The sequence below is a fragment of the Paraburkholderia rhynchosiae genome (assembly GCF_002879865.1).
Lineage (GTDB): Bacteria > Pseudomonadota > Gammaproteobacteria > Burkholderiales > Burkholderiaceae > Paraburkholderia > Paraburkholderia rhynchosiae.
In genome coordinates this window covers 36,719-62,805 of the sequence record NZ_PNXY01000008.1, presented here as the reverse complement: position 1 = coordinate 62,805, position 26,087 = coordinate 36,719, and the positions used below count along the sequence as shown (strand labels likewise).

At 64.6% G+C, this 26,087-nt stretch carries 24 protein-coding genes; 12 read left to right on the top strand and 12 right to left on the bottom strand.

The window, feature by feature from the left end; all coding sequences use genetic code 11:
• Window positions 1-28: 28 nt before the first annotated feature.
• The 5 genes from C0Z16_RS13400 to C0Z16_RS13380 form a co-directional block, all read right to left on the bottom strand.
• Window positions 29-886 carry a formylmethanofuran dehydrogenase subunit C gene (locus tag C0Z16_RS13400; protein ID WP_102632641.1) on the bottom strand — a complete coding sequence of 286 codons (858 nt, stop codon included), beginning with the start codon at window positions 884-886 and terminating at the stop codon, window positions 29-31.
• Window positions 883-1,842, bottom strand: coding sequence for a formylmethanofuran--tetrahydromethanopterin N-formyltransferase (fhcD, locus tag C0Z16_RS13395; RefSeq protein WP_102632826.1), 960 nt, complete (start codon window positions 1,840-1,842; stop codon window positions 883-885). Before fhcD ends, C0Z16_RS13400 begins: the two co-directional genes overlap by 4 nt.
• 49 nt (window positions 1,843-1,891) lie before the next feature.
• Window positions 1,892-3,592, bottom strand: a complete 1,701-nt coding sequence (locus tag C0Z16_RS13390) for a formylmethanofuran dehydrogenase subunit A (RefSeq protein WP_102632640.1) — start codon at window positions 3,590-3,592, stop codon at window positions 1,892-1,894.
• A complete protein-coding gene (locus tag C0Z16_RS13385; RefSeq protein ID WP_102632639.1) occupies window positions 3,589-5,019 on the bottom strand; it encodes a molybdopterin-binding domain-containing protein in 1,431 nt (476 codons plus the stop codon). Before C0Z16_RS13385 ends, C0Z16_RS13390 begins: the two co-directional genes overlap by 4 nt.
• 283 nt (window positions 5,020-5,302) lie before the next feature.
• The gene (locus tag C0Z16_RS13380; protein WP_102632638.1) at window positions 5,303-6,067 is read right to left on the bottom strand and encodes a HisA/HisF-related TIM barrel protein; all 765 of its coding nucleotides are present in this window, start codon (window positions 6,065-6,067) and stop codon (window positions 5,303-5,305) included.
• A 13-nt stretch (window positions 6,068-6,080) separates the two neighbouring features.
• Between C0Z16_RS13380 and C0Z16_RS13375 the strand changes: the two genes are divergently transcribed.
• From C0Z16_RS13375 to C0Z16_RS13365, 3 genes are all read left to right on the top strand, one after another.
• Window positions 6,081-7,160 carry an ATP-grasp domain-containing protein gene (locus tag C0Z16_RS13375; RefSeq protein ID WP_102632637.1) on the top strand — a complete coding sequence of 360 codons (1,080 nt, stop codon included), beginning with the start codon at window positions 6,081-6,083 and terminating at the stop codon, window positions 7,158-7,160.
• Complete coding sequence (locus tag C0Z16_RS13370) at window positions 7,157-8,281, top strand: hydantoinase/oxoprolinase family protein (RefSeq protein ID WP_102632636.1); 1,125 nt, start codon at window positions 7,157-7,159, stop codon at window positions 8,279-8,281. The genes C0Z16_RS13375 and C0Z16_RS13370 overlap by 4 nt, the downstream gene beginning before the upstream one ends.
• Window positions 8,282-8,417: 136 nt before the next feature.
• A complete protein-coding gene (locus tag C0Z16_RS13365) occupies window positions 8,418-9,008 on the top strand; it encodes an amino acid kinase family protein (protein ID WP_102632635.1) in 591 nt (196 codons plus the stop codon).
• 72 nt (window positions 9,009-9,080) lie between these two features.
• Here C0Z16_RS13365 and C0Z16_RS13360 read toward each other — a convergent pair whose 3' ends face one another.
• The 3 genes from C0Z16_RS13360 to pqqA all read right to left on the bottom strand — a co-directional run bounded on the left by C0Z16_RS13360 (window position 9,081) and on the right by pqqA (window position 10,626).
• Window positions 9,081-9,824 (bottom strand): (5-formylfuran-3-yl)methyl phosphate synthase, encoded by a 744-nt coding sequence (locus C0Z16_RS13360; RefSeq protein ID WP_102632634.1) that lies wholly within the window; start codon window positions 9,822-9,824, stop codon window positions 9,081-9,083.
• Window positions 9,825-9,865: 41 nt separating this feature from the next.
• The gene (locus C0Z16_RS13355) at window positions 9,866-10,450 is read right to left on the bottom strand and encodes a DUF447 domain-containing protein (protein ID WP_102632633.1); all 585 of its coding nucleotides are present in this window, start codon (window positions 10,448-10,450) and stop codon (window positions 9,866-9,868) included.
• Between the two features lie 101 nt (window positions 10,451-10,551).
• A complete protein-coding gene (gene pqqA / locus C0Z16_RS13350) occupies window positions 10,552-10,626 on the bottom strand; it encodes a pyrroloquinoline quinone precursor peptide PqqA (protein WP_013342881.1) in 75 nt (24 codons plus the stop codon).
• 510 nt (window positions 10,627-11,136) lie between these two features.
• Here pqqA and C0Z16_RS13345 point away from each other — a divergent pair.
• The 8 genes from C0Z16_RS13345 to rpe all read left to right on the top strand — a co-directional run bounded on the left by C0Z16_RS13345 (window position 11,137) and on the right by rpe (window position 20,403).
• Window positions 11,137-12,636, top strand: a complete 1,500-nt coding sequence (locus C0Z16_RS13345) for a ribulose-bisphosphate carboxylase large subunit (RefSeq protein ID WP_102632632.1) — start codon at window positions 11,137-11,139, stop codon at window positions 12,634-12,636.
• Between the two features lie 109 nt (window positions 12,637-12,745).
• Window positions 12,746-13,174: a ribulose bisphosphate carboxylase small subunit gene (locus C0Z16_RS13340; protein ID WP_102632631.1), complete on the top strand. Its 429-nt coding sequence runs from the start codon at window positions 12,746-12,748 to the stop codon at window positions 13,172-13,174.
• 50 nt (window positions 13,175-13,224) lie between these two features.
• On the top strand, window positions 13,225-14,322 hold the full coding sequence (gene cbbX, locus C0Z16_RS13335) for a CbbX protein (RefSeq protein ID WP_102632630.1): 1,098 nt from the start codon (window positions 13,225-13,227) through the stop codon (window positions 14,320-14,322).
• 25 nt (window positions 14,323-14,347) lie between these two features.
• Complete coding sequence (locus C0Z16_RS13330) at window positions 14,348-15,463, top strand: class 1 fructose-bisphosphatase (RefSeq protein WP_102632629.1); 1,116 nt, start codon at window positions 14,348-14,350, stop codon at window positions 15,461-15,463.
• 61 nt (window positions 15,464-15,524) lie between these two features.
• Window positions 15,525-16,397, top strand: a complete 873-nt coding sequence (locus C0Z16_RS13325) for a phosphoribulokinase (RefSeq protein ID WP_102632628.1) — start codon at window positions 15,525-15,527, stop codon at window positions 16,395-16,397.
• Between the two features lie 59 nt (window positions 16,398-16,456).
• Complete coding sequence (tkt, locus tag C0Z16_RS13320) at window positions 16,457-18,517, top strand: transketolase (RefSeq protein ID WP_102632627.1); 2,061 nt, start codon at window positions 16,457-16,459, stop codon at window positions 18,515-18,517.
• Window positions 18,518-18,617: 100 nt separating this feature from the next.
• Window positions 18,618-19,655, top strand: coding sequence for a class II fructose-bisphosphate aldolase (gene fba / locus C0Z16_RS13315; RefSeq protein ID WP_102632626.1), 1,038 nt, complete (start codon window positions 18,618-18,620; stop codon window positions 19,653-19,655).
• A gap of 16 nt (window positions 19,656-19,671) precedes the next feature.
• A complete protein-coding gene (rpe, locus tag C0Z16_RS13310) occupies window positions 19,672-20,403 on the top strand; it encodes a ribulose-phosphate 3-epimerase (protein ID WP_102632625.1) in 732 nt (243 codons plus the stop codon).
• Between the two features lie 22 nt (window positions 20,404-20,425).
• On the opposite strand, the gene C0Z16_RS13305 is transcribed toward rpe, so the two are convergent.
• The 3 genes from C0Z16_RS13305 to C0Z16_RS13295 all read right to left on the bottom strand — a co-directional run bounded on the left by C0Z16_RS13305 (window position 20,426) and on the right by C0Z16_RS13295 (window position 24,620).
• A complete protein-coding gene (locus tag C0Z16_RS13305; protein WP_102632624.1) occupies window positions 20,426-21,808 on the bottom strand; it encodes a DUF6513 domain-containing protein in 1,383 nt (460 codons plus the stop codon).
• A gap of 149 nt (window positions 21,809-21,957) precedes the next feature.
• On the bottom strand, window positions 21,958-22,536 hold the full coding sequence (locus tag C0Z16_RS13300; protein ID WP_102632623.1) for a flavoprotein: 579 nt from the start codon (window positions 22,534-22,536) through the stop codon (window positions 21,958-21,960).
• Window positions 22,533-24,620 carry a sigma-54-dependent Fis family transcriptional regulator gene (locus C0Z16_RS13295; RefSeq protein WP_102632622.1) on the bottom strand — a complete coding sequence of 696 codons (2,088 nt, stop codon included), beginning with the start codon at window positions 24,618-24,620 and terminating at the stop codon, window positions 22,533-22,535. The genes C0Z16_RS13300 and C0Z16_RS13295 overlap by 4 nt, the downstream gene beginning before the upstream one ends.
• A 451-nt stretch (window positions 24,621-25,071) precedes the next feature.
• Between C0Z16_RS13295 and C0Z16_RS13290 the strand changes: the two genes are divergently transcribed.
• A complete protein-coding gene (locus C0Z16_RS13290; protein ID WP_102632621.1) occupies window positions 25,072-25,620 on the top strand; it encodes a dihydroneopterin aldolase in 549 nt (182 codons plus the stop codon).
• Window positions 25,621-25,675: 55 nt separating this feature from the next.
• On the opposite strand, the gene C0Z16_RS13285 is transcribed toward C0Z16_RS13290, so the two are convergent.
• Entirely contained in the window at window positions 25,676-26,083 is a 408-nt protein-coding gene (locus C0Z16_RS13285) for a hypothetical protein (protein ID WP_102632620.1), read from the bottom strand.
• Between the last annotated feature and the right edge of the window lie 4 nt (window positions 26,084-26,087).

Genomic DNA, 26,087 nt, shown 5'->3' with positions numbered 1-26,087 from the left:
GTTTATGCGGGCCGCGCGGCGCTTTTACCTAGCCCATCACGAGTATTTCACCTCGCCCGTCGACGGCGACGTCGCCTGCATAGCGGCGCGGCAAGCTCGCCTCGCGCCACTGCGAAAACGGCGCGATTTCGCCGGCGAGACTGCGTACGAGCAACGACCAGAATACGTCGAAACCGCGACCGCCGTCTGTGAAGGTGGGCGGCAAATACGTGGGACGCTGCGCGAGCAGCAGGGTTCCGCGCCTCATACCGTACGCATAGTGTGCGCCGAGTTGACCGGCGATGCCGATGGTGCCCGCCACGAGCCGCGACGCCGCGAAGTCGCCCGCATCGCCGCCGACCAGCACCAGCCCGCGGCGCATCCGGTCGGCGAGCCGCGCGCCGGCGTTGCCATGAATCGTTAGCGTGCCGCCCGTCATGCCCTCCATGTCGCCGACGAGCGCGCCGGCCGCGAAATCGCCGCAATCGCCCGCGACCGTCAACCGTCCGCCGCGCATCTCGCAAGCGGTGAAGTGTCCGGCGTCGCCGTCGATGCGCAACACGCCGCCAGCCATCTGGAAGCCGCTGTGATCGCCGGTCGAACCTTGCACGATGAGATGCCCTTCGGTCATCCGCGCGCCGACGCGGTCGAGCCACGGCGCGGCGTCTTCGATCACCAATGCAGCGTCAGAGCTGGCCTGAGACGCTTCTTCGGACGCAGCGGCAGCATCGCCGCCGCGCGACACGTCAAACACATCGCCGACCACACATCTGTCATTGCCCGCAGGCAGAACGATGCGCTCGATCTCCGCCACAGACATGGCCGCGAGCGGCGCAGGCAACAACGCCGAAGCGTCGACGCGAAAACCCGGCGCTGCCTTTAAGCGAAGCGTAGTCACGACGCTCATGCGCTGCTCCCGCCGAGGCCGGCCGCAAGTTGGTGAAGATGGAAGTGGTAAGGCCCGAGCTTGCCGCCGTAGTTGCCCGCCGAAATCCGCAGCAGGCCCGCCGGACTTCCGAGCCCGACGGCGGCAACGATGCCCGCCGTCATCGCTGCGCCAACATCCGCTTCGGTGAGCCCGTCGATCACGATTTCGAGCACGCAGCCGGCTTCCGCGCTCAGTTCGCTGCGCGCCGAAAGACCCGTGAGCGTCGGACAGAATGCGTCGTTGGTGGACGCGGTGGCGCCTTTGTATTTCGAGCCGACCTTCGATCCCGAACGCACGACGCCGCCCGGAAACGGCATGATGACGTTCGGCAGCCTGCACATCGCGGCGACTGCCGCCTCGGCAGCGGCCAACGCCGCGTCGATATCGCGCGCGAGAAAAATCAGATTACCGCCGCCGACGGCCTTGACGGTGGGCGCCGTCTCTTCGCAGACGAACTCGCCGTCCATTACCGGCACGCGCCAGTAACGCGTGTCGCCGAGCATCTTCGAAATCTGCCAGCCGTCGCCGAAAAAGCGCAGGTTTTTGCCGAGCGGCGCGAGATCGGAAAGCGGCGCGCGGCTCGTCTCGGGGTCGATGCCGCGATAAACGGCGGTGGTCGGGCACGTGAGCACGCATTGCCCGACGCGCCGTTCGATCTGTTTCGCCAATTCCTTCGACGACACCGCGAATAGCAGCACTGCGACGCCCGGCCGGCCATCCGGCGTTTCCTCTCGTTCAAGCGTTCGCTCGACCCCGGCCTCGCAGCCGCAGCCGATCACCGATGTCGCGAAACCCGTCAGCGAGTGCGCCGCGTTCATCGCCCACGCTGGCGTATGCGCGGTGATGACGAGCCGCGTCGCCTTCATCGGAAAGGCTTCCGCGAAGGTGGCGTCGATCGTGGTGCCGTTGATCTGCAGGGTCGCCGGGTCGCTCATCGTTTGCGGTTGATGTTTTTTGTCGGGCATTTCAGCCATTGCAGCCATTTCAACCGTGCGCGAAGCATTCGACGGGCAGCAGTCTGCCGCCGCGGCAGCAGTTGCAGGCTTCGTCGTCGCTGATCGCGGCATGCGCGAAGTTGCTCGCAAGATTCGCTTCGCTGTACTCACGCACTCTCTTCTCGATGCCGCGGTCGAATTCGGGCGACACGAAGTGAATGCCGCCCGTCGGCGTCGCGACGAGCGCTCCGTCGCGCGCGACGAGTTCGCCGTCCTTGAACACATACGCGGGCGACGTGAACATGCGCTCGCGGTCCGGATTGTCGCGATACACGGCAATGTCCGCCGCCGCGCCCACACCTAGATGGCCGCGATCGCGCAGGCCGAGCAGGCGCGCCGGTCCCGCGCGCGTGATGATCGCGATCTCGTACAGTGACAATTCGCGCGTCAATTGCGGCAACGCGCTCGCCACTTGCGCGTCGGCATTGAGCTTCGCGAGCTGCTCGTCGCGAAACGATTTGTCCATCAGCAGACGGATCAGATGCGGATAGCTGGTGAACGGGCCGCCGTTCGGATGGTCGGTCGTCATCGCGACTCGCCACGGGTCGTCGATCAGCAGAAAAATTTCGAGCCCGATGATCCACTGCAACGCATTCACATAGCTCTGCTCGCGATAGCGGAACGGCACCACGCCGCAGCCTGCATCGCATTCGATATCGCCGACCACCCACTTATGCGGCCGCGCGAGCGGTGCGTTGCGGAACTGCATCATCGTGTCACCGGAGGCCGTGACGGTTTGCCCGAAGATAATCTGACCGACGTCGATCGACACGTTCGGCCGCGCGTTCACCGCCTCCGCGATCCGGCGCGCACCTGACGAAAATTTCTGCGGACCCTCCACGCCATAGCTATGAAACTGGATATGCGTGAGATGCACTGGCAGGCCGTCGGCGGCGTCCATCGTCGCGATGGTCGAATCGATGTTGCCCGGCACGCCGAGATTGCTCGCATGCACATGCAGCGGATGGGGCACGCGCAGTTCCGTCAGCGCGCGCGTCAACGTGTGCAGCACCTCGCGCGGCGTAATGCCGTAGTGCGCATGCGGCTCGTCCACGTTCAGCGAGCGCTGGTTGAACTTGAACGCGGAAATGCCGCCCGGATTGACGACCTTCACGCCGAGTGCTTTGCTCGCATGAATCGTCCAGCCGACGTAGTCGCGCAGACGCTCGAAGTCGTCGCGTGCGGCGAGCATCTGCAGGAACAGTTCGTCGTTGCCGAGCATCACGTACGCGCCGTGATCGATGATCGGCGTGTCGCCCATTTCGAGGTGCGTGTGGCGCGCGTTGGACGGCATCATCGCCGGTTCGAACGCGGCTGTGTAGCCCATTTCGGCGTAGCGGTAGCCAGTCGCGAGCGTGCCGGGCGTGCAGACGCCGCATGACGGCAGCCGGAGATAGCGGCCGTTCGCGTCCTGCACGGATTCGTAGGCGGCGTCGCGCACGGGGTCGTCCCGATGATCTTCGGGCAGCAGCAGGCGCGACAGACTCGTCTTGCCGCCGCCGATATGCGAATGCATGTCGATGCCGCCCGCCATCACGATCATGCCGGTGGCATCGTATTCGCGGTCGGCCGGCACATTGGCCGGTACTTCGACGATGCGTCCGTCGCGAATCGCCAGGTCGCGGCGCTCGCCATCGACGCCGTTGGCCGGATCGAAGATCGTGCCGCCCTTGAGCCGGATGAGACTCATGGCTGCACCTGTGCGGCGGGCTGCGTGCCGAGGCGCGCGGCGAGTTGCGTCGCTATTCTGGCAACCGAGCTTGCGACGGGGTTCGCCGCCGAGAGACTCTCGCCGCCGCCGCGCGCGGCGGCGAGCGGCATCACGACCGAACTATCGACACGGAATAGATGACCACCGCTGTCCACACCGGGCGTGGCGACGGGAATAAACACGGTGGCCGCGCCGCGCGCTGTCGCGGCCTGCGCCAACGCGGGATGGCCGAGCACGATCGCCGGCAGTTCATCAGGCAACGCTTCTGGCCACGCGGGCGGCGCGAAGCTCGCGACCCATAGCAGCGCGTCGATCTCCCCATCGGCGAGCAGTCGTGCGGTGCGATAGCGATACGGATCGTGATCGAGCGGTGCGGTCCCGGCAATACGTGAGGGCGTCGAAACACGCGTGCGAAGCGGCAGTCCCGAGAGCCAGGTCACGGTCTGGTTGACCGTCAACGCGCCGTCATCGCCGCCGAGCGCGAGGCAGCCCGCGCGCGCGCTCAGATTGGACGCCTTGACGATCCGGTTCAGGGCTTCGATCAGCAGCGCCCCATGCGGGGCGGGCAACGATGTGGGCTCATAGACGAGTACCGTGTAACGCGCGGCGGCTATACGAGCCTGCAGTGCCTGCAACACCGCAAGCGTCTGCGCCACCTGTCCCGCATGTAAAGCATGCTCATGCAACGCGTTCGGCGTGCGCCCGTCGCTGATCGCGGACCATAGCGCGAGCGTATCGAACGGATCGAACGGATCGGCGTCCGGCAGGATCGACTCGATTCGCACATTCGCAAGGCCGCTCGCTGCCGGATCAGGCGTGCAGCCGACGAACACGAGTTCGCGCGCCGCCTCGGTGCCTTCGATCGTGCGTGTGAAGAAGCGCGGATAGCGCCGCGACGGCTGGCAGCCGAAGAACACCAGCAGATCGGCGCGCGCGCGCACTTCTGAAAGCGTCGTGAAGAACGAGCCGCGATCCTGCAAGGCGAGCGTGGCCGCGCTCATCGCGTCGCCATGCAGATGATCGAGGATCGCGCCGCAGCCCGCGGCCAGCGTGTACAGTGCGCGCGTGCCGGCGACGTCGGTCGTCAATGCGCCGAACAACGGACGCCGCGCCGACGACAGAATCTGCGCTGCACGGGAGAGCGCTACGTCGAGTTCCACCTCGTGTCCGTCGACGCTCGCGCGGCACTGCGCATCCGCGGCACCGTAATACGTCAGCGCGTGCTCTAGCCGCGGGCAATCGGTGTTGTGCACGGAGAGTGTGGCGTCGTCGTGCGACTCGATTAGGAGGTCGTCGCACAGCAACGGACAGAATGGGCAAGTCCAGTCGCGCGTGATCGACGAGGCGGGCACGTTGGCCGCGCCCGATGGGCTAGAGGTCGACGGATCGGTGGGCGAGAGATGCATGGGACGACTTTTAGCAAGCTCCATGCCGATCCACCTGCAACGTAAAACAGCGGCGCGCCTCGAAGCCGAGCGCGCTTATGTAACGTTCTGCTTAAAGGAGCAGAGACCGCTCGATGCACGACGTCTTGCATCGAACGTGTCGCAACGGCACTGCGCCAGTCTTGCGCACCGCACACGTTGTGTGTCGATCTGGAGCAGAGTGTCACCCGCGGTTCGATAAAGCTTGCCGTTTGTTTACTCGAACACCTTGTGGGCCGATTGGCATGGAACTTGTTTTGCTTGCCTACGTCGACGCGGCGAGCGGCATGCCGATGCGGCGGTCGTGCAGCGCCGACGCGACGAGCCATGCGGTAGCGCCAGTGCGGGCCGCCGCCGCCATATCGTCGCGATGGCGAATGCCGCCGGCGCCGATCACGTCCGTATGGGCAGGCGCGTTTGCACGGATACGTTCGAAGGTGGCGAGATCCGGGCCGTCGTAGCTGCCGACCTGATCGAGCGTCATGGCGATGACTCTGCGCGGCCACCATGAGCGCGCGAGTTCGAAGATGTCGGACGATGCCTCGGCTGTAAGCAGTTGGCCGGCGCGGTGGTCGAGCGAAAGGATCGGCGAGAGCCCGGCCGTTTCGGCGGCGTGCAGCGCGGTTATGTCTCGCAGCGATTCGGTGCCGAACACCGGCACGAGCGTCGCGAGATCGTGCGGCGCGAGAGGGTCAGTGCCGTTGCGCCGGCCGCTAGCGTCGATACGTTCGAACAGCGCCTGCATCGACGCGTAGTCGGCATAGCCCGCATCGAGCCAGATGTCGGTGCCGGGCAGCGCGGCACGCAAGGCAGCGAGCGTCTCGACGTGAGCGCCATGCTGAAGGATTGCGCCGAGGTCGGCGATATAGAGCGTTCGGGCGCCGCTTGCAGCAAGCAGCGCGCGGCCGATGTGAAGCGGCTCGCTGGTGGCGGCGAGCGGCGAGCGGATAGGCAGATAGGCAGTCCGTTCGCCGCGCACCGCGCGGACGACGTTGCCGTCGAGCAGATCGAGAACCGGTATCACCTGCATAGGGGCGCATCCTTTGACCAAGATCTTTGTCTTCGAGTATCTCACCGGCGGCGGTATCTACCCGGCGGTCGCCGGCGCGGGGAGCCTCGCCGACCTGAGCACGCTGATTGTCGAAGGACGCGTGATGCGCGACGCGCTAGTCGCCGATTTACGTGAGCTGGACGGCGTCGAGGTGAGCTTCGCGAGCTCGCGCTTCGAAACCGTCGACCCCGCACTCGCTCATTGTATGGCCGCGCCCGGCGAATCGATGACGGCCTTCGTTGCGCGCGTGGCGCGCCAGCACGATTACGCGTGGATCATTGCGCCCGAATGCGACGGCTTGCTGATGCATCTATACGACGCGGTCGGCGCGGCGCGCTGGCTCGGCTGCGCGAAAGAAGCGATCCGCGTTGCGTCGAGCAAGAGCGCGACCGCCGCGTGCCTCGCAGCGCACGGCATCGCGACGACGCCGGCCATCGAACCGGGAGAAACCCTGGCGCAACCCGGTGGCCATTGGGTCGTGAAACCGGACGACGGCGCGGGCGGGCTCGATACCTTTGTCTTCGACGATCTCGCAGACGCTTGTGCCGAATATGACGCACGCGCGGCGGCTGCGCGCAATCCGGTGCTGCAGGAGTGGGTCGACGGCGAGCCGCTGAGCCTTTCGCTGATCTGCCATGGCGAGCGCGTCGAACTCGTCAGCATCAACCGGCAGCAGATTGGCCTGAGCGGATCCAGGGCGCCGGGGCAGCATGCGCGCATCGTCGAATTTGATGGCGTAATAGTCAATCAGATCGATACGGCCGGCGAGCAGGGCCATACGTTGCGCACGCTCGCGCAGCGCGTCGCGAAGGCGATAGCGGGACTGCGGGGTTTTGTCGGCATCGACGTGGTTTGGCATCCGTCGCGCGGGCCGGTCGTGATCGAAGTCAATCCGCGCCTGACGGTGGCTTATGCGGGTCTTTCGGCGGCGCCAGGCGTCAATCTCGCGCCCGCCTTGCTGGCGGCGCATGGCGTGCATAGTGAAGCCGGTGGACCCGATGAACCGGATGAACCGAGGGCCGCGGCGGCACGCGCTTTCGACGCGCGTCCCGCTTGCGGAGCGCGGCTATGAACGCGCCGCGTATCGGGCTGGGAAGCGCCGCGCCGGTATTCGGCTGGGACGTCGGCGGCGCGCATGTGAAAGTGTCGATGACCGATGCGGGCGGCGTCGTCCTCGATGTCGCGCAATGGGCGTGTCCTTTGTGGCAGGGGCTGGAACACCTGGAGCGAACCATCGACCTCGCGTTCGAACGCTGGCCGGTTGCGAAGACTTATGCGGCACGACACGCGGTGACGATGACCGGGGAGATGGTCGATCTTTTCGAAGACCGCGCGCAAGGCGTGCGGGCGATTGCCGCCGCGCTCGCGCAGCGGCTCGGAGCGCGCCTGCTTTTCTATGCAGGCGAGGCCGGCTGGCTGACGCCGCGGGCCTGCGCGGCCGGCTGGCGCAGCGTGGCCTCGGCGAACTGGCTTGCGACCGCGCGCTGGGTCGCGACGCGCGTTCCGGATGCGCTGCTGATCGACATCGGCAGCACGACGACCGACATCATTCCGATCGCGGGCGGGCGGGTCGTCGCGCGGGCATCGACAGATGCCGGGCGGCTCGCGACCGGCGAACTCGTCTACCAGGGCGTGGTGCGTACGCCGCTGTGCGGACTCGCGCAGCGTGTCGAATTCGGCGGCGCGGCCGTCAACGTGATGAACGAATGGTTCGCGACCACGGCGGACGTCTACCGGCTCACAGGCGAACTCGGGCCGCAGTACGACCTGTACCCGAGCGCAGACAATGGACCCAAAACCGAAGTGGCAAGCAGACGGCGGCTCGCGCGAATGATCGGCCGCGATGCGCATGAAACGAGTCCCGCCGAATGGCGCGCGTTCGCGATGCGCTGGCGCGAACTGCAGTTGCGCGAGATCGGCGCGAATCTGAGGCGCGTGACGGCGGCGCATCCTGGCCTTGCCGCCGCGCCGCTGGTGGGCGCCGGCTGCGGACGTTTTGTCGTGGCGGCGCTGGCGCGCGAGGAGGCGCGCGGTTACATCGACTTCGGCACGCTGGCGGCAGGCGCGGGCGATAAAGCGGATTGGGCCGCGACGTGCGCGCCGAGTGTGGCGGTGGGGCTGCTCGCGGCGACGCGCCATGCGGAGGCCGGTGAGGGCGGCGATAGTGTCGACACGGCTTCGCGGGCGGCGTGAGCCGGCATCAGAGAAAAAGGAAGCGAAACAGGCAAGCGAAACAGGCAAACACTACAACCGGGGAGGCGAACGCAGAGGCAACCAGGCAGGCAAGCGGACAAGCAAACGAGGTTAATCGCAAACGAGGACAACGATCATGTGGGTGGTCAAGATCGGGGGCAGCCTGAGTCATGAGCCGGCGCTGCGCCAGTGGCTCATGGAGCTATGCGAGGTGGGGGGCGGGCGCATCGTCATCGTGCCGGGTGGCGGCGATTTCGCGGACAAGGTGCGGGAATATCAGGGCGAATGGCGCTTCGACGATCTCGCCGCGCACAATATGTGTCTGCTTGCAATGACGCAATACGCGATTCTCATGCAAGGGATTCTGCCTGAACTCGTGCTTGCCTCGAGCGAGGCGAAGATTCGCCGCGCGCTGCGTGACGGGCATGTCACTGTATGGGTGCCGACCGCGCTGATGCGCGACACGCCCGACGCGATGAGCAACTGGGACACCACCTCCGACAGCCTCGCCGCGTGGCTCTCCACGATGCTCAACGCCGAGCGGCTGATCGTCGTGAAGTCATGTCCGATCTCGGGAAACGAGCGACTGGAGGCGCTTGCCGCCGCGGGCGTGGTCGACCGTCGTTTTGTCGATTACGTCAACGAAGCCAACTATGTCGTCGAGCTTTTCAACAAGGACAACGTGGAATTGATGCGCGACCGGCTGTTGAATATGCCGGTGATCTAGCCGCGCCGCGGCCAGATGCATTGCCTGCCGCCGCATGGATCGCAGCGACATCCCGGGCGATAAATGCGCTCGTTATACGCGGACCGCGCCGCCCGCGACAGCGTCCGCCGCGATACTGGCGGTACCCACATCGCCGGAGCGCCGGTGCAACGCATCCGCCCATTGCGCGACGCGTTGCGGATCCAGCCGCGAGCGCCTTCCATCGACGCATAACGCGGTGCGAAAGCCCGCCACATCCGGCGCAAGCGCGCGAATCTGTTCGAACTGCGCCCAGCCGAGCGAGCCGGCAACGCCGCACATCGCGCCTCGTTCGCGGGTGAGCCGCAGCCATCTTGCGAGCGAGTCGCTGTCCACATGATCGAATAGCGTGCTGCCGTCCTTGCCCGCAGTGTCGAACATCAGGCCGACAAAGCCGAGCGCCGCCGCGTGAGAGACCAGCTCGCTGTCCATGCCGCCGTCGCACAGCAGCACCGGCACCACGACCGCGGGCAGATTCGCGAGTTGTTCGACGCAGCGCCGTGCCGCCGGTCCGGGCGTCACGCCCACTTTCACATAATCGACGCCCGTGTCGCTCACTTCGATCACGCGCGCAGTGATTTCATCGAGCTCGTCCGCCGGCAGATCGCCGATCGTTGCGCTGATCGGCTTCACCGGATAGCGGGCGCGAAGCTCGCGAACGATCCGTGCGATATCGCCGGTCGACAAACCGCCCAACGCGCCTGCGTTCGGCTCCTTGAGATCGATAAGGTCCGCGCCGGCGCGGGCGGCGTCCAACGCTTCATCGTTCGAGCGGACGCTCGCGAGCAATGCGGTCATCGGTGTTCTCCGGAAAAGACGGAAAGACTGAGGGCTACGGACTACGCGGCCTGACCGCCAGGCGATGCGAGACGTTCGCGGTGCTGCGCGATTGCCGCGGTGATCCATCCCCACGCGGTGCGTTCGGCGTCCCCCGCGGTTTTGTCGATGGCGATCTGCAAGTAAGCCATTTCGCGATCCACCTTGTCGGCCGGCAGCATGAAGAGCCGGCTCACGAGAATCGCGCCTTCGACCACCGCCGCCTGCGCGCGATTAAATCCCGCGAACGGCGCATGCGTTTCGCGATGCACGCACTTCATGCGCAGCACGGGGCGCTCATTGTCGTCGCGCAATTCGTCGAGTTCGAGTTCGGCATGCGCAAGCGACTCAGCGAGCCTCACGCCCGCCACACGGGTTGCCGCGAGCGTCGGCCAATCGGTCGCGCAATGCGTGACGCAGCCCGCGAATACGCGGACGTCGGTAGTGAAATTAAGGACCGCCGCGCGCGAGGCGACGATATTGTCCAGGGTCACGGACGGACGAAAAGGCGAGAGGATGACAAACTCGCCTTCGTAACGGGCTCCCATCGGCGCGATATGAGGACGGCCATCGCACGCTGCCGTAGTGACGATCGTTTCGTGAATCATGGATGGGGAACGCGTGTCCTGGCAGCGCTCAAGGCCGCCCGTTCAGCTAACGATTAACAATTGATCCGCAGAGGGGCCGCATCGCGCGGCCCATGCGGGCTTTAACGCGTGGCGATATACATCGTGATTTCGAAACCAAAACGCATATCGGTGTAGCTCGGAGTCGTCCATTGCATAAGGTGCTTCCTCCATCGGTTGATACAGCGTTGCGCCGTCCGCCCGGCACACTGCCGGACTGCATTGGCGTGATCGACTACGCAAGCTCCGTGCCGGATGGGCAACGAGGGCTCCAGCAGCCTATGCCGCGCCGCAATACAGCGTTCGCCGAATAGCGGCGGCGGGCACTCCTGCGCTCGGCGCGACGGCCGCAGCACGATCGCCGCGGCATGACCGCATCGCGCGGTGCACTGTTCCGATAATGCAGCAAAGTGTTCCATGTTGCGCGAAAGACCCTGCTGCGCGTGTCACTTAGCGCTCAACGGTTTCTCCGCAAGCAATTTGTCGGCAAGCGACCCTGCGAGTTCAGCGCACTTCTTGAAACGGCGCTCCGCGATGTGCGATCGATAACGGATCGATTAAGTCTGCCAAATAAAATCGTGAATTCTCATTGATGACGTCCTTGCATACAGTGCACTCAAGCGCTTCGTTCTTCCGGCAGCGCGCCTGTCCACAATCGAGGATACGTCATGAACGATTTCAGTCAACCGGTGATCGAATCCATCCACAAGCCGCGCGATGCGGGCAATCCTCGCGAGCGCTATGCCGCGGGCGTGATGAAGTATCGCGAGATGGGCTACTGGCAACCGGACTACACGCCGAAAGACACGGACGTGATCGCGCTCTTTCGCATTACGCCGCAACCCGGCGTCGAGCCGGAAGAAGCGGCAGCGGCAGTGGCCGGCGAATCGTCGACTGCCACATGGACCGTGGTGTGGACCGACCGGCTGACCGCATGCGACATGTACCGCGCCAAGGCTTATCGCGTCGATCCGGTGCCTGCGTCCAACGCGGCCGAACCGCAGTACTTCGCGTACATCGCCTATGAACTCGATCTGTTCGAAGAGGGCTCGGTTGCTAACCTGACCGCGTCGATCATCGGCAACGTATTCGGCTTCAAACCGCTGAAAGCGCTGCGTCTCGAAGACATGCGCATACCTGTTGCTTATCTGAAGACCTTCCAGGGACCGCCGACCGGAATCGTCGTCGAACGCGAGCGGCTCGACAAGTATGGCCGCCCTTTGCTGGGCGCGACCGTCAAGCCAAAGCTCGGCCTGTCGGGCAAGAACTACGGCCGCGTCGTGTACGAAGGACTGCGCGGCGGCCTCGATTTTCTGAAGGACGACGAGAACATCAACTCGCAGGCTTTCATGCACTGGCGCGACCGTTTCCTGTTTTCGATGGAAGCGGTGAACCGCGCGCAAGCGGAAACGGGCGAGGTCAAAGGTCATTACCTGAACGTGACGGCCGGCACGATGGAGGACATGTATGAGCGCGCCGAATTCGCGAAGGAACTGGGTTCATGCATCGTGATGATCGACCTCGTGATCGGCTGGACCGCGATTCAGTCGATGGCGCGCTGGGCACGCAAGAACGACATGATTCTTCACCTGCATCGCGCCGGACACAGCACGTACACGCGTCAGCGCAATCACGGCATTTCGTTTCGCGTGATCGCGAAGTGGCTGCGCATGGCGGGCGTCGATCATGCGCATGCGGGCACGGCGGTGGGCAAGCTCGAAGGCGACCCGCTGACCGTGCAGGGCTTTTACAACGTGTGCCGCGAGGCTCACAACGAGGTCGATCTGTCGCGCGGCATTTTCTTCGAGCAGCCCTGGGCCGGTTTGCGCAAGGTGATGCCGGTGGCCTCGGGCGGCATTCATGCGGGGCAGATGCATCAACTGCTCGACCTGTTCGGCGACGACGCGATCCTGCAGTTCGGCGGCGGCACCATTGGCCATCCGGGAGGCATTCAGGCGGGCGCCGTGGCCAACCGCGTCGCACTCGAAGCCATGGTGAAGGCGCGCAACGAGGGCCGCGACATTCTTCACGAAGGGCCGGACATTCTGGAAGCCGCGGCGCGCTGGTGCGGGCCGCTCAAGCAGGCGCTCGACACCTGGCGCGACGTGAGCTTCAACTACGCGTCGACCGACTCGCCGGATTTCGCCGCCACACCGACCGCGGCCTGAACGGCGCATCGAGAGATTCCTGGTGCAGGTTTGCAGCAGTGCCGACGCACTGCGCGGGAGACCGTGTGCGCCGTCTGGACGTTGTAGTCAATCAATCACGAGGTACGTCATGCGTATTACACAAGGCACGTTTTCCTTCTTGCCCGAATTGACCGACGAGGAGATCAGTTTGCAGATCGACTATGCGCTGGGCCAGGGCTGGGCCTGCTCCGTCGAATTCACCGACGACCCGCATCCGCGCAACACCTATTGGGAAATGTGGGGTTTGCCGATGTTCGACCTGCACGATGCGGCCGGCGTGCTGCAGGAAGTGAAGGCGTGCCGCGCGGCACGGCCGCAGCACTACATCAAGGTCAACGCGTTCGACTCGGTGCGCGGCTTCGAGACGATGCGCCTGTCGTTCATCGTCAATTGGCCGGATGAAGAGCCGGGGTTCCGCCTCACGCGGGAGGATGGGCCGGGACGTGTGCAGCGCTATGGGCTGTCCGGTTATGCGAGCGACCGGCCTTCGGGCGAGCGCTACCGTTCCCCGCGCTGAAACGGCACCACGAAAGCGCCACTGAGGCGTAATGATTGGAGGGAGAAAGCATGACCGAAGCTGCCGCCATTGACGCCGATGCACCGTCGTCCGCAGTAAGGGACGATGCACGGAACGATCTACGGGACGACGCCGGCGCGAACCACGACAGCCGCGCACTGTCGCCGCACATCGATCTCGCCGCGCTCTATCGCGATTCCGGTATCGGCGACGTGCTTGGCGAACTCGACCGCGATCTCGTCGGCCTCGTGCCGGTGAAGACGCGCATTCGCGAGATCGCCGCGCATCTGCTCGTGGAGCGCGCGCGCGAATCGCTGGGGCTCGCGGGCGGCGCGCCGACGCTGCATATGTGTTTCTCGGGCAACCCCGGCACCGGCAAGACCACGGTCGCGTTGCGCATGGCCGAGGTGCTGCACCGCCTCGGCTACATTCGCCGCAATCATCTCGTCTCTGTGACGCGCGACGATCTGGTCGGCCAGTACATCGGCCATACCGCGCCGAAAACGCGCGATGTGCTGAAGCGCGCAATGGGCGGCGTGCTGTTCATCGATGAAGCGTATTACCTGTATCGCCCGGAAAACGAGCGCGACTACGGTCAGGAAGCCATAGAAATTCTGCTGCAGACGATGGAAAACCAGCGCGACGATCTGGTCGTGATCCTCGCTGGTTACGCGTCGCGGATGGAAGTGTTCTTTGAGAGCAATCCGGGTTTTCGCTCGCGCATTGCGCATCACATCACGTTTCCCGATTACGGCGACGCGGAACTGCTCGACATCGCCGAGCGCATGCTCGCGACGATGCACTACCGCTTCGACGCCGATTCGCGGCGCGCTTTCGCTGACTACCTCGCACTGCGCACCCGCCAGCCGAACTTTGCCAATGCGCGCTCGGTGCGCAACGCGCTCGACCGCTCGCGGCTGCGCCAGGCCAATCGTCTTTTCGCCGCGGCGATGCAGGGCGGCGCGGCCATCGACGCCACCGCACTAACGCTGATCGCCGCCGAGGACATTCGCGCAAGCCGCGTATTCGCCGAGCCGCTCGCAGCAGGCGCTGAGCCGCCCGCGTCCTCTGATGCGCCGGGCGCCGATATGCCGGACGCCGCCGCGCCGGGCGCCGCCGCGCCGCGCGCCGTGACGCCGCCAGGCTGAAACAGAACAACCTCAGGAGATCGCCATGCAAGACGGACGCACGACCCTTTCGAAGTTTCTGATCGACACCCTCGACCGCCAGCCCTGCGCGGCGGGAACGGCGCAGAACGCAGGCCTCTCGGCGCTGCTGATCGACGTCGCGGCCGCCATCAAGTCGATTTCGGCGATGCTCACCAAGGGCGCGCTCGGCGGCAATTACGGTTCGGCGCAGAGCATCAACACGCATGGCGAGGAACAGAAGAAGCTCGATGTCGCCACCAACGAAATCTTCGTGCAGCAATGCGAGTGGGACGGACTGCTGGCCGCGATGGCATCCGAGGAAATGGAGAACGTCTACACGATCCCGCCGGGCTACCCGCGCGGAGACTATCTGCTTGCGTTCGATCCGCTCGACGGCTCATCGAATATCGACATCAACGGCGTAGTCGGGTCGATCTTCTCGGTGATGCGCAATGTCGATGATCGTTCCGCTGACGCGCATGGACCGGTCGGCGAATCAGCGTTCTTGAGGCCGGGCCGCGAACAGGTCGCGGCCGGCTACGCGGTCTACGGTCCGTCGACAATGCTCGTGCTCTCGGTCGGCAACGGCACGCACGGCTTCACGCTGGAGCGTGACATCGGCAATTTCGTGCTCACGCATTCCAACATCCGGATTCCCGAAGATACGGCTGAGTTTGCGATCAACGCGTCGAACGAACGTTTCTGGGAGCCGCCCGTGCGCCGCTATGTGCAGGAATGCAAGGACGGACGCACGGGCTGCCGTGCCGAAGACTTCAACATGCGCTGGATCGCCTCGATGGTCGCCGAGGTGCATCGCATCCTGATGCGTGGCGGCGTGTTCATGTATCCACGCGATACAAAAACGCCGGTCATGGAAGGACGCCTGCGGCTTCTGTATGAAGCCAATCCGATGAGCTTTCTCATCGAACAGGCGGGCGGTCTGTCGATTACGGGTCGCGAACGCATTCTCGACGTCGTGCCGCGCGCGCTGCACGGTCGTGTACCGGTGATCCTCGGCTCGCGCAACGAAGTGGAGCGCATTGGTCGCTACCACGGCGAATACGACCGTGGCGAAGATCAACCCTTCACGTCGCCGCTCTTTGGCCGACGCTCGCTTTTTCTGCCGGGTTTCACCGCGTAACCGCGCGAAACCCAGGCTCGCGAAAAGCGGCCGAACACAACACTACTATCCGGAGACACGCATGTCAGTCAAACACCCGATCATCGCGGTGACCGGTTCGAGCGGCGCCGGCACCACGACCGTGATGAAGAGCTTCACCCATATTTTCCGGCGCGAGAAGATCAATGCACAGATCGTTGAAGGCGATGCTTTTCATCGTTACGACCGCAACGGCATGCGTGAAGCGATGAAGCAGCACGAGCGCGATGGCGTGCCGAACTTCAGTCACTTCGGACCGGAAGCGAATCTGCTCGAAGAACTGGAGACGCTGTTCGCCAGTTATGGCGAGAGCGGCACTGGCAAATTTCGTCACTATGTTCACGACGAAGGCGAAACGCGGCTCTACCAGCAGGATGCCGGAACCTTCACGCCGTGGGAGGAGGTGACGCCTGACACGGACCTGATGTTCTACGAAGGTCTGCACGGCGCGGCGGTGACCGAACGTATCGACATAGCGCGGCACGCGGATCTGCTGATCGGCGTCGTGCCGACCATCAACCTCGAATGGATTCAGAAACTGCATCGCGATCAGACCATGCGCGGTTATTCGCATGAAGCGGTGGTCGACACGATTCTGCGGCGCATGCCCGATTACGTGAACTACATCTGTCCGCAGTTTTCTCGCACGCATGTGAATTTCCAGCGCGTGCCGACCGTGGATACGTCGAACCCGTTTATCGCACGCGAGATTCCTCAGCCGGACGAGAGCTTCGTGGTGATCCGCTTCGCGCGGCCCAAAGGCATCGACTTCCAGTATCTGCTGACGATGCTGCACGACTCCTTCATGTCGCGCCCGAATGTGATCGTCGTGCCGGGCGGCAAGATGGGGCTCGCCATGCAACTGATCTTTACGCCGATGATTCTGCAACTGATCGACCGGCGCTCGCGAGCCTGAGTGTTTGACGCACAAGGTTGAAGCGAGACACCTGCTTCCAGTTTCGAAGGAGACATTCGATGAGTGCCGTCGCAGAATCGATTGCAATACCTGATACCCGTCTGATGGCCGACGCCCTGCGCATGCTTGCCATCGACGCAGTGGAAGCGGCGAAGTCGGGTCACCCCGGCATGCCGCTCGGCATGGCGGAGATCGCTGTGGCCCTGTGGGACCGGCATCTGAAACACAATCCGCGCAATCCGGCGTGGCCCGACCGCGACCGTTTCGTGCTGTCGAACGGACACGGCTCGATGCTGTTGTACGGGCTGCTGCATCTCACGGGCTATGACCTGCCAATCGACGAATTGAAACGTTTTCGTCAATTGCATAGCAAAACGCCGGGACATCCTGAAGTCGGCGTGACGCCCGGCGTCGAAACCACTACGGGCCCACTCGGCCAGGGGCTCGCCAACGCGGTCGGCATGGCGCTCGCCGAGGCGCTGCTCGCCCGCGAATTCAATCGCCCCGGTCATGTAATCGTCGATCACCGCACGTATGTGTTTGCCGGCGACGGCTGTCTGATGGAAGGCATCTCGCACGAGGCGGCGTCCCTCGCGGGCACGCTGAAGCTCGACAAGCTCACGGTGCTTTACGACGACAACGGCATCTCCATCGACGGCCATGTCGCGCAGTGGTTCAACGACGACACGCCCGCGCGTTTCGCCGCATACGGCTGGCATGTGGTGCGCGCCGTGGACGGCCATGACGCCGACGCGGTCGACAGCGCGCTGCAGGAAGCGCGCACAGCCGGCAGACCGACGCTGATCTGCTGCCGCACGGTGATCGGCAAAGGCTCGCCTGCAAAAGCCGGTACGCACGATGTGCACGGCGCGCCGCTCGGCGCCGACGAAATAGCGAACACGCGGCGCGCGCTCGGCTGGCCGCATCCGCCGTTTGCGATTCCCGCTGACGTCCGCGCGCTGTGGGATGCAAGGGAGCGTGGCGAGATGGCCGAAGCCGACTGGAGCCGCCGGTTCGCGGCCTATCGCAAGCACTATCCACATGAAGCCGCCGAATTCGAGCGCAGGACACAAGGCGTGCTGCCCGCGCATTGGCGCGATACGGTTCGCGCGATGCTGCGCGACGCGGACAGCGCGGCGCAATCCGTCGCGATACGCAAGGCCTCGCAGCAGACCATTGCCGTGCTGGCTCGCGCGTTGCCCGAACTGCTGGGCGGCTCGGCCGATCTGACCGGATCGAACCTCACCAACTGGCAAGCCGCCATCGATATTCACGCGGACGACGCCGGCCTGCAAGGCGGCAACTATCTGCACTACGGCGTGCGCGAGTTCGGCATGAGCGCGGTGATGAACGGCATCGCGCTGCATCGCGGGCATGTTGCGTTCGGCGGCACGTTCCTCACGTTCTCCGACTACTCGCGTAACGCGCTGCGCATGGCCGCGTTGATGAAGACGCGCTCGATCTTCGTGTTCACGCACGACTCGATCGGCCTGGGTGAAGACGGGCCGACGCATCAGTCGGTGGAACATGCGGCGAGCTTGCGGCTGATTCCCGGGCTCGACGTCTGGCGCCCGTGCGACACCGTCGAGACAGCGCGCGCGTGGGCGAGCGCAATTGAACGCGAGGGGCCGTCGTGCCTCCTGTTGAGTCGCCAGAACCTGCCGTTCGTCACGCGCGGCGGAGAGCAGATCGACGCAATCGAGCGGGGCGGTTATGTGCTGCGTGATTGGCCGGATGCTTCCCTGCCCACGCGAACGCAAACGCACTCGCGGGTCGTGCTGATTGCTACGGGTTCCGAAGTGTCTCTCGCGCTCGACGCCGTCGCGCCGCTCGCCGAAGCGGGCATCGCCGCGCGGGTCGTGTCGATGCCGTCCACGAGCGTGTTCGACCGGCAACCGGACGCATGGCGCGATGCGGTGCTGCCGCGAGGCGTGCCGCGCGTCGCCGTCGAAGCGGGTGTGCGCGCGTTGTGGCGTCAGTACGTGGGGCTGGAAGGCGGCGTGGTGGGCATCGACACCTTCGGCGAATCTGCTCCCGCCGGCGCGCTGTTCGAGCATTTCAAGCTGACCGCGCAGGCCGTGGTGGACGAAGCGCGACGCGTCACGCAGCGCGCGGCATGATCTCCTGCCAAAACGAAGCGGCACCGCGGGAGCCGCACTAAGGAAGCGGCACAACGGGAAACGGCACAACGAGATTCGAATTACCTTCGAGGAGTTTGCAATGGCCTTCATAGCACTGCGTCAACTATTGGACCATGCGGCCGAGCACGGTTACGGCGTGCCCGCGTTCAACGTCAACAACATGGAGCAGATCCACGCGATCATGCAAGCCGCGGAAGAGACCGCGAGTCCGGTGATCCTGCAGGCGTCGGCGGGCGCGCGCAAGTATGCGGGCGAACCGTACCTGCGCCATCTGGTGCTCGCGGCCCTCGAAGCGCATCCGGACATTCCGCTCGTGCTGCATCAGGATCACGGCGCGAGTCCGGCGGTCTGTCAGCAGGCTATCCGTTCGGGCTTCACATCGGTGATGATGGACGGCTCGTTGCTGCCCGATCAGAAAACGCCCGCGACCTATGACTACAACGTCGACGTGAGCCGAAGAGTGGTGGACGCGGCGCATGCGGTGGGTGTATCCGTCGAAGGCGAACTCGGTTGTCTCGGTTCGCTCGAAACCGGCACGGCCGGCGAGGAGGACGGCGTCGGCGCCCAGGGGCAACTGACGCGCGACGATCTCCTGACCGATCCGCACGAAGCGCAGATTTTCGTGGAGTCAACCGGCGTCGACGCGTTGGCGATTGCGATCGGCACGTCGCATGGCGCGTATAAATTCAGCCGCCAACCGACCGGCGATATTCTCGCGATCGACCGGATCGTCGAGATTCATGAGCGGATTCCGAACACGCACCTCGTGATGCATGGGTCGTCGTCGGTGCCGCAGGAATGGCTCGCGATAATCCGCGAATACGGCGGCGACATTCCCACCACGTATGGCGTGCCCGTCGCCGAAATTCAGCGCGGCATTGCGCACGGTGTGCGCAAGGTCAATATCGACACCGACATCCGGCTCGCGATGAGCGGCGCAATGCGCAAGTCGATGGCGAATGCGCGCGCCGAGTTCGATCCGCGCGCCGCGTTGAAGGCGGCGACGGCGGCCGCGCGCGCCGTCTGCGTCGAGCGCTTCGAGGCATTCGGCTGCGCGGGGCAGGCGCCGCGCATCAAGCCATTGCCGCTCGAGGCGATGGCACACCGCTATCACTGATTGCAAGGAGATGGCCATGCGTGATTTTCTGATTGCCCCGTCGTTGCTGTCGGCGGATTTTGCGCGCCTTGCCGACGAGATTCGCGACGTCACAGCAGCCGGCGCGGACTGGATTCATCTGGACGTGATGGACAACCATTACGTGCCGAATCTCACGGTCGGGCCGCTGATCTGCTCGGCAATCCGGCCGCATACGGCGGTGCCTATCGACGTGCATCTGATGACCATGCCCGTCGATCCGCTCGTCGTCAGCTTTGCCGAGGCGGGCGCGAATACGATCAGCTTTCATCCGGAGGCGTCGCTGCATGTGCACCGCACCATCGAACTCATCAAGACGCATGGCGCGCGCGCCGGACTCGCACTCAATCCGGCCACGCCGCTCGCGGTGCTCGATCATGTAATCGAGCGGCTCGACGTGGTGCTGGTGATGTCGGTGAATCCGGGTTTCGGCGGGCAGGCGTTCATTCCCGAGACGCTGGAGAAGTTGCGCGTGTTGCGCGAACGCGTCGATGCAACCATGCAGCGCACGGGACGGCAGTTGCTGATCGAAGTGGACGGCGGCGTGAAGGCGTCGAACATCGCGCGGATCGCGGCGGCGGGCGCGGATGTGTTCGTGGCGGGCTCGGCGGTGTTCGGCGCCGACGACTATGCGCAGGCCATCGGCGAGATGCGCGGCGAACTCACAGCGGTGAGCGAAACCGACGAAGCCAACGAAGAGAGCGAAGCGGCTCTCGCCGCGGCACGCTAAGCGAACCGAACTGCGTGCGCGCTCAACGTTTCTTCATCGTCTCACCGGGCGCGCACCACGCGGACAGATCCTGTTCGGGACGGTCGGTCGCGCAACCCCAGTCGAGCGGCTGGTCCTGGTCGAAGCGTTTGCCGAGCCGCCACGCGATTTCCGCGCGAGCGAGTTGCACGCCCATATAGAACGCGTGGCCGCCGTCGGCTTCGAGATGAAGCTGCGGATAAAGCTCGAATGGATCGCCGGCGCGCAGATGGCCGTCGCGGTTGTAGACATGAATGCCGTCGCTGCTGACCTGTACCCGAAAGTTGGGATCGCGCACGTCGTGGGCGAATTCGTCGATTTCAGCGGCACTATAGGGAAACGGGCGCTTGGCATGGACGGTCGCGAGATCGCCGTTGATGCCCTTGGGCAATACCTGCGCCTCGCGGGCGGCGTGCATCACGCGGCGCGCGACATCCGCTTCGCGCACGGCGCGCCGCGCGTGCAGGCTCACGGAGGTGGTGAGCACCGCGCTCACGCGAAGCTCCGCCGCCATGCCGAGCAACACCGCGTTGATGCCGCTCGTGTCCGCTTCGGTCAGTTCAGTGACGTTGCCGATGCCCATCATGATGGCCACGTCCGGATAGCGCTCGCGCAGCCTCACATAACGCGCGATGGACGTCGCGAGACCGAACGGAATCGGATCGAGAATCGGGTCGGCGAGAAACGCGCGGCCGCGCGCGGCGAACTGTTCGATGGCCGTGTCGAGCGAAGCGGGGTCGCGCGGGTCGCGTGCAACGAGGATCGGCGTGGACGGCACCTCGTCGGCGACCCATAGCGTATCGAGGTTCAGGCTCATCAGATAGTCCGCACCCGCCCGGCCGCCGCGCAGCAGTTCGTCGGTTTGCATCGAATCGACACTGACGCGATAACCTTCGGACTTGAGCCGCCGTACCGCATCCTCGAGATGCGGAAACGGCGTTTCCGGCAGACAGCCGATGTCGATCACATCCGCGCCCTGCGCTGCATATTCGCGCGCACGCGCGGCGATGCCGTCGAGATTGAGCCGCGGCGCATCGACGATCTCAGCGAAAATCTCCGTCTCGTAATGCGACAGATCGAACGGCTGCGCCTCGTGGCCAAAGAATTGCGGCAAGTCCTTCACCTCTTCCGGGCCGCGTTCGAACGGCACGCCGAAATGCTCAGTCAACGCCGCCAGATCGCCCCGGCAACGCCCCGGCACGATCACGCGCTGTGCCCCGAGCGGAGCGGGCACGCGGCGGCGGATCATGTCGGCGGTCATCAGCGCGGCGACCTGCAGGCCGATTTCGCGGATCTCCCAACTGAACGGCGCCGGCGCCATGCTCTCCAGCACACGGATCAGGCTCTTTTCGGCGAGCCGGCCAGTCAGGAAGATGATGTGGTCCATGTCAGTACGCGCCGGGCCGCCCCAAGCGTGCTGACGCCTCCTCGGGGGGCAGCGACCGCAGGGAGCGTGGGGGCTGTTTCATAAGTACGCGCCGGGCCGCCCCAAGCGTGCTCCTTGGGGGCAGCAACCGTAGCGAGCATAAGGGCCGTTCATGCAAGATCAAGAGTCGCCACGCGTCGATCGAGCGCCGTCTTCAGTTCATCCAGTGAGCGCACGACCGTCGTGTACTCGAAGCGCGACAGGCGCTCCACATTGTCGAGTTCGATCGCCCGCGGACGCAGTTCGACCCATTCGTTCGGGCTTTGCGTGACCACGGTCGGTTCCGTGTCGCATGCAAAGACAATGCCCGGAATGCACTGCTTGCCGGCCTGCGCGTACATGTTGGTCGGCAGCGTATCGGAGATGCCGAACGCGCATTTGGCCACCGTGTTGCTGGTGGCCGGCGCGATGACGACGGTGTGGTACATGCCGTGGTAGAGCATGCCTACCGGCACGCCGCTCGCGCTCTTGTCGCGAAAGACATTGAAGCGCTCGCGCAGCCTGGGCAACGCCCAGCCATAGAGCGGCAACACTTCCTCGGCAGCGGCGGAGAGAAAGAGGTCCGTGCGCGGCAACGCCAGCGCGAGCTCGATCGACTCTTCGAGCAGATGGCCCGAGCCGGTCACGCACCACGCGAAGCGCGCATCGGGCTTGAAGTCCGCGAGATTGCGAGCGGGCGCCTGGGTCATGCGCTATCGGCGTGCGGCGATTCTTCTGCCGCCGATTCATCCGGCGAGGATTCATCGACCACCGAGCCGTCATGCGACAGTCGGATATGCAGCCGGCGCATCTTCCGGTACAGCGTATTGCGGCTGATGCCGAGCGCCTTCGCCACATTGCTGACGTTCCAGCGGTTCTCGTCGAGCAGCCCGAGAACGGTCTCGCGTTCGTTCAACTGGATCGCGTTGAGCGCGGAAAGATCGGCGTCGTCGTCCGGATGCGGGGCCGGTTGCGTCGCCGATTGCGCCACTGCTTGCGACGCGGCCGGCATTGCGATTTCGGGCATGCGCTGAGTGATTTCGACAGGCAGGTCCTCGCAGCGGATCGGCTGTCCGTCGCATAGCGCAATGGCCATCTGCAATACGTGCCGCAATTGACGGATATTGCCCGGCCATGCATAGCTCAGCAACGCCTGCTGCGCTTCCTTTGTCAGCTCAGGCGGATCGTTATCGGTTTCGGCCTCGAGCAGATGATGAATCAGCGGAAGCTTGTCGACCCGATCGGCCAGCGACGGCAGATTCAGTTCGACGCCCTTGAGCCGGTAGTACAGATCCTCGCGGAACTGCCCGCTGTGCACGAGTTCGAGCAGGTTGCGGTGGCTCGCGCTGATCAACTGGAAATTGACCTTGACGGTCGTTTCCGCGCCGAGCGGCGTCACCTCGTGTTCCTCGATCACGCGCAAAAGCCGCGCCTGCAACGCGAGCGGCATGTCGCCGATTTCATCGAGAAACAGCGTGCCGCCGTTGGCCTGCACGATTTTGCCGCGCCGTCCTTCGCGCTGTGCGCCGGTGAACGCGCCGGCACGATAGCCGAACAGTTCGCTTTCGATCAGGTTCTCCGGCAGCGACGCGCAATTGACCGGCACGAACGGCCCCGACGAATGCGGGCTGATGCTGTGCAGCGCCTGCGCGAAGACTTCCTTGCCGGTTCCCGTTTGTCCTCGGAGGATGATCGGAATCTTGCGCTGAACCACCCGAGCGCCGAGCTGGATCTGCGAAGCCATGCGCGGGTCGCCGAACTCCAGGTGCGCGATCTCGTCGAGCCGTGCCGGCGGCGGCCGCTTTTCGGGCGTGCTGGCGCGAGGGACGGGCGCCGTCACCGCGACCCGCGTGCCGCGTCCCGCGCTGTTTTGCGCCGTCTGCGCGACGAGGAAGAAGCGGTTGGTCGCGTTCGCGCTGTACACGGTGACCGGATGAAACGAGCCGCGAATGCTGCGCGCGATCATGTCTTCGAGCGACGCGTTGAACGCTTCCTCGATGCGCCGCCCGCGCAACTCGCTCAGCGAGCGGAAGCCAAGCTGGAAGAGCGCACTGCGGTTCGCGGCGAGCACCGTGCTGTCGTCGCCCACCGCGAGCTTGCCGCCATGCAGCGTGCCGACGAATTCCGGGCGGCTGTGAAAGTGGATCATGTTCGCGTGCCGGTAGCGCGCATCGAGCAGACGGTTCTCGATCATCTGCCGCGACATGCCGACGAGCACCAGCGAGTGTTGTTGCAGCAGCTTCGAGCGGCTCGTCACATCGAGCACGCCGGCGATCTCGCCGCAGTCGTCGAAGATCGGCGCGGCGGAGCAGGTGAGCGATGTATAGCGCGGATAGAAATGCTCGTGCTGACACACGGCGATGCAGTCGCGCTCGGCCAGACAGGTGCCCATTCCGTTGGTGCCGGCTTCGCGCTCGCTCCACAGGGCGCCGACGCGGAAACCGTCGGAGGCGACCGCTTCCGCAAAAGGCACCGACGAAACCTGATGGACGATCACGCCGCCCGAGTCAACCAGCACCACCGCGAGTTCAGGGTCGGCCAACTGCTGATACAGCGTGGTCATTTCCAGCTTCGAACATGCGATCAGATCACCCATGGCCTCGCGCCGCGAGCTTAGTTCGTACTCCGTCAGGATAGGCGGCGTAACGAAGCGGGAAGGGTCGAGCTGGAATTCGTTCACGCAGCGCGCCCACGATTGAGCGACTGGCTCGCTCGTCGGACGCGTCGCCAATTGATGATTGACGACGTTCAGAATTTCACGGACGTGCATGGAGCTGTCAGCGAGCAACGACATGGGGTTTGTCTCCGTTGCGGCAATTCTCGCGCCGGGCGTTGCGTTGCGCTGTATTGCAATCGCTTTGCTTCGCCATGCGCGTCATGAGTGCCGCTTTATCGATAATGTCTTCCCCTGGCGCCCGGCTTCTGGGTCCGTATGCGCATTGAGTGATCCGCCTGCCTATTTCTGTCTACTGTCAGGCGTTGGCTTAAAACTCTACGCCCGATGTCGCTGCCGTTCAATAAGAAGTCGCATCAATAGTACAGGGTGTGCCCGTTTTTTGCTTTTCTTCTGCCGATGCGGTTTCAGGGTCGTTTGCCCGTCTGTACGCCTGTTTTTCATTGGCCGGCCATGCTGGGCGTGTTGCAGCCGCGGCGCACAGTGCTTCGCGCCCGAGTCATCCTGTACTGCTTTATGTTTACCCGAGTTGCGCCTGCTCACTATTTGCCGCTACGCGGCGGAGTACACCATGGACCGTATCGATACCATTCGCCTCGCCAGTTTCTCCGGTGCCTGCGCCGATGCAGAGGCGCCTCGCCCGAGCGCGCCTTGGGGTGCGCCCTCAGAAGCGCCATTGGCCGGGACGTTGCCCGGGCGCATGGACATCGTGTTCATCGAGAACTTTATAGGTCAGACGATTATAGGCATCGACAGCAGCGAATTGCATGTGCCGCAATCTGTGCGGATGAATCTCGCAATCGGAGTACCCGCGATTCGGGCATGCACGACCGATTGCATCGAGGACACGATCAACTATGCGGCGGTGCGTAGCGCACTGCACGCGCTGCTGGAGTCGCACGGCGTGCGTCTGCTCGAAGCGCTTGCCGAAGCGGTGGCACGCCTGCTGATTACGGACTTCGGCGCGCACTGGGTACGCGTCGCACTGGCAAAGCCGGCCAAATTCGACGACGTGGCGGCCGTCGGCGTACAGATCGAGCGGCAACGCAGCGATATGCGCAAGGCGGTCAACGGACTGGCGGGTTATGCGTCGCTCGGCGAGGGGCTGATTCCGAACTGAGACGGTGGCGGCCGGCACTGACAACGGTGCCCGCGCCGCTTCCCGGCGACGTCTGCTACTTCGACGCCGCCGTTCTATCGTTGCCGAGTCCGCAGCTCCGGTAGGCGTTCGTCTGCAACGCACGGAATTTCTTCGTCTGCGCTTTCGCGTGGTCGACGCGAAACTCCGAGCCGCCTTCGCCGCCCAGCGTCGCATACTTGGCGAAGGTCGACTGATTGACGAACTCGTCGTAAGGCAGCGCGGTCGCCATTTTGTCGATCACGCACGAGCATTTATAGACGTTCGCGAAATCGTGTCCGTTGTCGTCCATGCAGGAGAGCACGTATTCGACGCGTCCCTGGGTCGGGTAGTTGTAGCCTCCCGCCGGGGCCGGCGCCTTGGGCGCGTCGTCGTCCGCCCGGGCGAGCGGCACGGCGAGCGCGATGCAGGCACAGACCGCGAGCGTGCGACATCGTAGGGTCATCTGA